Annotated in this window: 6 protein-coding genes; 3 read left to right on the forward strand and 3 right to left on the reverse strand. The window is 31.0% G+C overall.

Features of this window, described 5'->3' with window-relative positions:
- Nucleotides 1–308 precede the first annotated feature (308 nt).
- Nucleotides 309–1202, reverse strand: a complete 894-nt coding sequence (locus ACFX4R_RS24070; RefSeq protein ID WP_322552746.1) for a MarR family transcriptional regulator — start codon at nt 1200–1202, stop codon at nt 309–311.
- Between the two features lie 597 nt (nt 1203–1799).
- Between ACFX4R_RS24070 and ACFX4R_RS24075 the strand changes: the two genes are divergently transcribed.
- From ACFX4R_RS24075 to ACFX4R_RS24085, 3 genes are all read left to right on the forward strand, one after another.
- The gene (locus tag ACFX4R_RS24075; protein ID WP_025751504.1) at nt 1800–2000 is read left to right on the forward strand and encodes a hypothetical protein; all 201 of its coding nucleotides are present in this window, start codon (nt 1800–1802) and stop codon (nt 1998–2000) included.
- A gap of 315 nt (nt 2001–2315) precedes the next feature.
- Nucleotides 2316–2495: a hypothetical protein gene (locus ACFX4R_RS24080; RefSeq protein ID WP_043978786.1), complete on the forward strand. Its 180-nt coding sequence runs from the start codon at nt 2316–2318 to the stop codon at nt 2493–2495.
- Nucleotides 2496–2624: 129 nt separating this feature from the next.
- The gene (locus ACFX4R_RS24085) at nt 2625–2774 is read left to right on the forward strand and encodes a phosphoesterase (RefSeq protein WP_097825524.1); all 150 of its coding nucleotides are present in this window, start codon (nt 2625–2627) and stop codon (nt 2772–2774) included.
- Nucleotides 2775–3972: 1198 nt separating this feature from the next.
- Here the strand turns inward: ACFX4R_RS24085 and desA are convergent.
- Nucleotides 3973–5025 (reverse strand): Delta(5) desaturase DesA, encoded by a 1053-nt coding sequence (gene desA, locus ACFX4R_RS24090; RefSeq protein ID WP_195694646.1) that lies wholly within the window; start codon nt 5023–5025, stop codon nt 3973–3975.
- A 337-nt stretch (nt 5026–5362) separates the two neighbouring features.
- Nucleotides 5363–5818, reverse strand: coding sequence for a CBO0543 family protein (locus tag ACFX4R_RS24095; RefSeq protein WP_377570566.1), 456 nt, complete (start codon nt 5816–5818; stop codon nt 5363–5365).
- Nucleotides 5819–6668: the final 850 nt, after the last annotated feature.

Here is a 6668-nt window from a genome sequence, read left to right on the forward strand (position 1 = left end):
AATCTGTTTAAAGCAAGGTATACGATCTTATGCTCTGTATTCGTCAGTAAGAGCAGGTATTAACACTTATATTTTTTATGAAATAATTTACTATTTACTTAAATAACGAGGGATATAATATGGAACAATTTAACGTTTTACTTTAAAGCGTTAAATTGTTAATCTGTTATTAGACAATCTTTCTTTTAGTGTTATTCCTTAGCCCAAAGTACAAACCATATATAGTGGTCTGTGCTTTTTTTAAAAAAGATTTATTTTAATATCGAGTGAATAGATCTATTGCTTAAAATAAGTACAGGATACAGCCATTAAGTGGTCAATTTCTTTTTTCGCAATCGGTTTAACCTTCGTTGAACCCCATACCTTGATCGTCCTATAAGTTGACCGATTTCTTGTTGAGTACGACCTTCCTCGTAGAACATATACCATAGACGGGCATCTTCTTCTTCAGTCCACTGTTTCTTTTCATATTTCGGACGATTATAATAATCATATTTCCGTTGTTTCCTTACCCAATCCGGCTCTGGCAAAAGAGTATTTGTAGGTATTTTAGAAAAATTAAGGAGCTTTTTATTTTGCTCAGCCCATTTCCAAAAGGCTGATACTTCAATTCCTACAAATTTTCGTGTTTTTGCCCTCGTGATTTTATGAGGAAATTTCTTTTTTTGAATCCATTTATAGATAGTATGAACATCAATTTGAAGAAAACTTGCTAGTTCATATACTGTAATACTTCCTGTATAAGCTCTTACTCCATATACGCCTAAGCGATTTAATCTAGACTCTAATGCTGGTATACTTCGCTGCAGTCGTTTAGATATGTGTTTAAGAGATTTGGATCCATAATACTTTAATAGGTATTCATCCTCTTGATTCGTCCATCTCCGCAGTGTTTCTCGTCGTGTTAGTTTTAATATTTTAATACGAGTAGCAATAGAAGAAGGTGTCTTACCTAAATGATTTCCTATTTCCCGGTTATTCATGATATTAATGTTTTCTTTTAAGAAAGTATCTTGTTCCGTTGTCCATTTTTTATGTAAGCAATTCTCTTCATTTCGAAGGTTTAATCGTACAATCCGTTTATTAACAGATTCTTTGCTACGATTTAAGTGTTCACCCATTCTTTGGAACGTCATCTGTCCATATTGTTTTTTAAGGAATAAATCTTCCTCCGTTGTCCATAGCTTTTGATTTTTACTCAATGTTATCTCCCTCCAGTGCGTGTAGAAATCTTAAAGTGAAGAAGACAGTAAAAAGGACGTTAGTGGTCTGTACTAACGCCTTTGATGATATTTATATTTATGGATTAGTAGTGCTTTTATTTATGATTACCTAAATTAGTTATAGTATGGCGTATTATCGGTATGTATATAATATATCATATTTTCACATGGAGAAATAAATATAAATTTCTCTTTATAAAGCTATAAAGTACTTAGGTATTACTTTTCTAAACTACAGAAAGTCCATTATAATTTAGCCTATACTTCGACGTACATTTGTCTAAAAGGATGTTCCTTTTTGGACGCTATTAGTTATTAATTGACTTGTAGAATCGATTTACGCTAACATTGAACAAACTTAATACTCCAAAGGGGAGTAGCTGTACAACAAAAGTCGTCACTACGAAACATTTTGTTTCGGCTTTGTTGGCAATCTTAATTGTTAGCAAGACCTTTGCCTACATTTTTAGTTAGGTAAAGTCTGTGTTTATACATCAAGCGCTTTTATCTACTAAAAAGATAAAAGCGCTTTTTGTTTTTTATAGATTTAAACTAATTATGAGGAGTGGTTAAATCATGTTCAAGAAACTGTTTGATTCACTAATGAATAATAAACATAAGCATTACAGTAGTAGTGATTACAAGAGAGGAAAATCAAAACCTTTTAAGAGTTATAGCAGTAGTGACGATTATAGAAAAGGCCGTGATCATCATGGAAGTTATGGACATCATCATTATAAGAGAAAAAGAAAGAGTGGAAGTTTCTTTAGTAGTTAAATAAAAAAAACACCCTTATTCTAAAAGCATTTGAAATGGTAACTTTTTAAAGGAGTCTATAAATGGAGTTAAATAATAACATATATTTTTTCTTCATAAAGACTATTTTCTGAGACAAGCATATGTATAAAAAGCTGCATACTCCGGAGAAAGAATCCTTGGTAGAAGGCTTATACATAATCGGCAGTCTTTGTTGTAGTTATTCTTCATAATTTGTATTAAATATAAATAAATATAAGCTAATTCTAGAAGTATATGTTTTACTTATCTAAAAGAAGGGAATAATAGGGTCAACTTGATAAAGGGAGTGATCTTATGCAAGCCGATATGACGGTCGAAGAAGTCAAAGCCCAAATCCAGTACTTAGGAACAAATGGACAATCTCTAAAAAAGAAAAAAGTAAAGCAAACACATCCAAAACTAATGAAAAATGCACTTTATTTTTTCCCTAGCTGGGAACATGCTATGGTAGAAAGTGGTGTAAATGGCATATAATAAGCAGAAACTCAGTCTTTTTTGACTGAGTTTCTGCTTATTATATATAGAAAGCTTTTAAAGGAAAAAGAATGATGGGTGTGGAATACAAAGAAAAACGGTTGCACAAAGATAGGAGAGATAAAAGACATGAATGCTACATTTAATCAACTTTTATCAATGAAAAATCTACGTGACGTTAAAAAAACAGAAATTTTAGTGCAAATGGAACAAGCTTCAAAAAATAAAGATAAAGAAACCCTCTTACGATTAACTAAACAGCTTCGAAGTATCTCATAGAATACCCTCTGTAATAGAATTAACCCACTAACAGGAAGACTTTACATGAGAACAATAAAAAGCGACTTATCTATCCTAATTCGAACAGTACGGTCGCTTATCCTATTTTTCATTCATATATTTACCCTTCCACTTTACAATATGTGTACATTTATCATGTTATATGTTAATCTTCTAACTGAATTACATCGTTATCCTGAGATTGATTGAATAAATAAGTAAGGTATGAATGTAGTTCGAATCGGTCTTCATCAATAAAATTAGAAAACACCTGTTTATATTCTTTCAACATCTTTTCCTCCTTTATTTATGTTTCTTACTTCTATCATTACCTATCTAGTAATCTCTTATACATCCAAATTAATAATGTACTTATTGATTGTATTAACTTGTATGTACGAAGTTGTATGTAACACAACACAAAGTTAAAAAAAGTTCATTCTTTCTTTTTGTATGGGCTCCACCTGCGCCAAATAAAACGATAGCCACGCATGCTATCCACCTGATTTCATTATAAAAGAAAACGTTTACATTATAAATAGTTATATCTGTAATTATAAAAAGTGATTATATTATTTTTATGGACTTTTTGAAATATACGTAGATTTTAAGAGCGTAAAATACCCTGGGTAAATAAAAATATTCTTCAATGTAAAGAGATAATTAGTGATCAAACGATCGATAGGAGATATTCATGTGCAATACTCTCTGGGAGTTATTCTAAAGGGATCCCTCTTTTTATGTCGAAAATTAGCAAGTATTAAGGAGGGTTAAGGATAATTAGTGAAGGTTGATTGTAATGTCATATTTAAAGCAAAAATTATACTGCTTTGTGGTTATATAACAATGGTACTTGTGAAATTAAGGAACAAGATTCATTAGGAAAAGTTAAATTAGTATCAGTTTCTGAGTTTAAAGTGCTAAAAACATCGTTTTTTTCTAATCCGATGTTTTTTAAGTACTTATAAATTTAGTTTTAAGGGTTAGAAAAGATACATTTTCACGAATGGGTTGTTAACTGTCGTCAAGAGGATAGTTTAAGTGAAAGTGTATTAAATAAAAGGTTTTAAGATTTATACACAATGTAGACAAATAGCGAATAAGGGACACTTTTTATGTAGTGGCCCTTATTCGGATTATAATTCAACTCTTCCAGGTATTTTTTATTAGGAAATGAATAGTTTTATCGTGTGAATATTCAATTTTTATCTAGATTTGGCCTTTTGTTATTCAAATTCATACGAGATTTTTTATTGTCTAGTAGATGCTTAATTTCTTTGAAGCTTACAAAACTTTTATTTTGTTGATCTAAAAGTCGAAAACGCAGGGACTTCAAGCTTGTGCTTAGTGTAATTGTTGTTGCTTTCTGTAATGGTGGCGTAGACTCATGCGCCTTTTCTAAATTATAGTTTGGAACTCTTGGAGCCAAGTGATGTACATGATGGAAACCAATATTACCTGTTACCCATTGTAAAACTTTAGGAAGCTTGTAATAGGAGCTACCATCAACCGCAGCCTTCACGTAATCCCACTCCTTTTCGTTTTCAAAGTAGGAATCCTCAAATTGATGCTGTACGTAAAATAGCCAAATTCCAAGTGATCCTGCTACAAAAAGGATGGGAGCTTGAACGAGCAGAAAAGCTTGCCAACCAATACCCCAACATAAAAGTGCATACACTGCAACAATTGAGAAATTTGTTAAATATGTGTTCAAACGTTCCTTTCGTTTCGCATCTTTTCGATTCAATCGGTTAGAAACTAAGAAAAGATAGATGGGGCCTAATCCAAACATAATAATTGGATTGCGGTAAACTCGGTAAGCTAACCGGCCCCAGTAGGAAGCTGCAATATACTCATCAACTGTCATGACCCACACATCACCAGTTCCCCGTTTATCTAAGTTGCTACTCGTGGCATGATGAATCGAGTGGCTTCGTTTCCACTGTTCATATGGAAACATGGTGATAACCCCACTAATTGTACCAAGGATATTATTGACTTTTCGACTTTTGAAAAATGATTGATGACAACAATCATGGAAAATAATAAAGATTCGGACGACGAACCCGGCTGTAACAATAGCTAATGGCAATGTTAGCCAATAAGAAACGGACAAACTTTGATAAGCTAGAAACCAAAGTAGGAAAAACGGAAGGAATGTGTTTATCAATTGCTTTATACTCGATTTTGTATTGGGTTTTTCAAAAGGTGCTACATTTTTTCTTAGTTCAGTCGTTTTTTGTTTGCTCATGTTGACCTCCTTAAATCTTTACCGTGTTTAATATTCAGCTTTTCTTTATTAATTTATAGTAGCACATAGGAGCTGGTAATAAAACATACAAACGTCAAGTAACTAGTATGACAACTGTCATACATGTATGGATGTATTTTCTTAATGCAAGGAATAAGATGAATTAACTGCTATTCAGAATCAGAAGTAACTATCTCATGAAGAGGTAGCTGCTTCTGATTTTTTAATGTATATCATATATATTTTTAGTTACTATAGGGAACCCAACAAAAAGAACCTAATAAAATAACTTAACAGATAATTTTTTTGAATTTTTTTCGAGTTTTCAGAAGGATAATTATCGTTTACTAGAAATTATTTTTCTCACCAATTTCAAGTTACTTACAAGAATAAGAAAAATAATTGGGTATACTAGAGCCGAATATAGTAATTTCCAGCCATTATAATAAAAAAAGTCCGTGTTAACTACGAACCATTCGAATACAACAGAAAAAAGTGTCCAACTTAAAATATAAAGTACTTTTCTTCCTAAAGCTTTGTTAAATGGGTAAAAATTTAAAAACAAAAAACTGATAGAGGGAAAATACATAATAACTGCTAAAAGCGATAACCACTGAAACCCTTTTTGAAGATAACCATACAAATTGTAATGCAGGTCTAACACTAAATCTGTTGTTACCCCATAAGCGTAGGCAAAAATACATGTAGCATATATTTCAATAGGGACTAATTTTTTAGGTGCGAAAAATGCTAGTAAATTAAAAACTAAAAAGCACACAAAGACATACATCATTATTAGACTTCCACCTTCGATTACTAAATAAATTGGATACAATTAGTATGTCTATTTATAAAATTAAAATGTAAATTAGCCAAGAATGAATAAATTTTCACATCCGGAACAAACTAACTACTCAAGACGCCGTGAGGCATCTATCCAATACTTTAAAATCCTTGTTGTTTTAAATAGAAAAACCTATTGGTGCCGGATGAACCAATAGGTTTTTCTATTTTATAACTGTATATCTTATAAACGTTTAGTTACTATAAAACACTTTATCGAAAATAAAAGAGACACTAATTAAATTTGAACTCTTAAAATTCTTTTTAGGAATTTACTTATTATCCAAAATAAAAAGTAAAAGATTAAAAAGTTAAATACTAGATTAAATACTTGAAAACTAAACTGACCATTTCTATGATAGCCTAACCAACGAGCTGGAAAGCCAAAATAATATGATCTAAAAATCTCGTCAACAACTTTAATTCCAACATGAGGGATAATTGAAAAGATTATAACAGTAACAAAACTAATAAGAGATAACGCCTTATTAAACTTCATAAAAACCTCTTTCTAAAAATCTTAATGATTACTTTATCTTACTTATCATTTTATCAAATAATTTACTTATACTCAGTTTATATTAAAAACTTACTTACCATAATGGATTTTATCGAAATACGCAATTAAAAAAGAGGAAATTTAGAGGGAATTTCAAACTAATAAATTCAAGTGAAGTTTGTTATTGGAAGTGTGATACATTAAATAAGAGACAAGAAATGAAGGGAGTTTTTTTAATGAATAACTATGAAGCACAAAATGAATTGCCACCAAAAACATGTACAATCGATCGACTTGTAAC

Source organism: Priestia sp. YIM B13490 (assembly GCF_042787735.1).
In the GTDB taxonomy this organism is placed as follows: domain Bacteria; phylum Bacillota; class Bacilli; order Bacillales; family Bacillaceae_H; genus Priestia; species Priestia megaterium.

Bases quoted from the DNA above. Each gene is read 5' to 3' on its own strand.
- desA (WP_195694646.1), bottom strand. From the start codon at position 5,025: ATGAGCAAACAAAAAACGACTGAACTAAGAAAAAATGTAGCACCTTTT.
- ACFX4R_RS24080 (WP_043978786.1), top strand. From the start codon at position 2,316: ATGCAAGCCGATATGACGGTCGAAGAAGTCAAAGCCCAAATCCAGTAC.
- ACFX4R_RS24075 (WP_025751504.1), top strand. From the start codon at position 1,800: ATGTTCAAGAAACTGTTTGATTCACTAATGAATAATAAACATAAGCAT.
- ACFX4R_RS24085 (WP_097825524.1), top strand. From the start codon at position 2,625: ATGAATGCTACATTTAATCAACTTTTATCAATGAAAAATCTACGTGAC.
- ACFX4R_RS24095 (WP_377570566.1), bottom strand. From the start codon at position 5,818: ATGATGTATGTCTTTGTGTGCTTTTTAGTTTTTAATTTACTAGCATTT.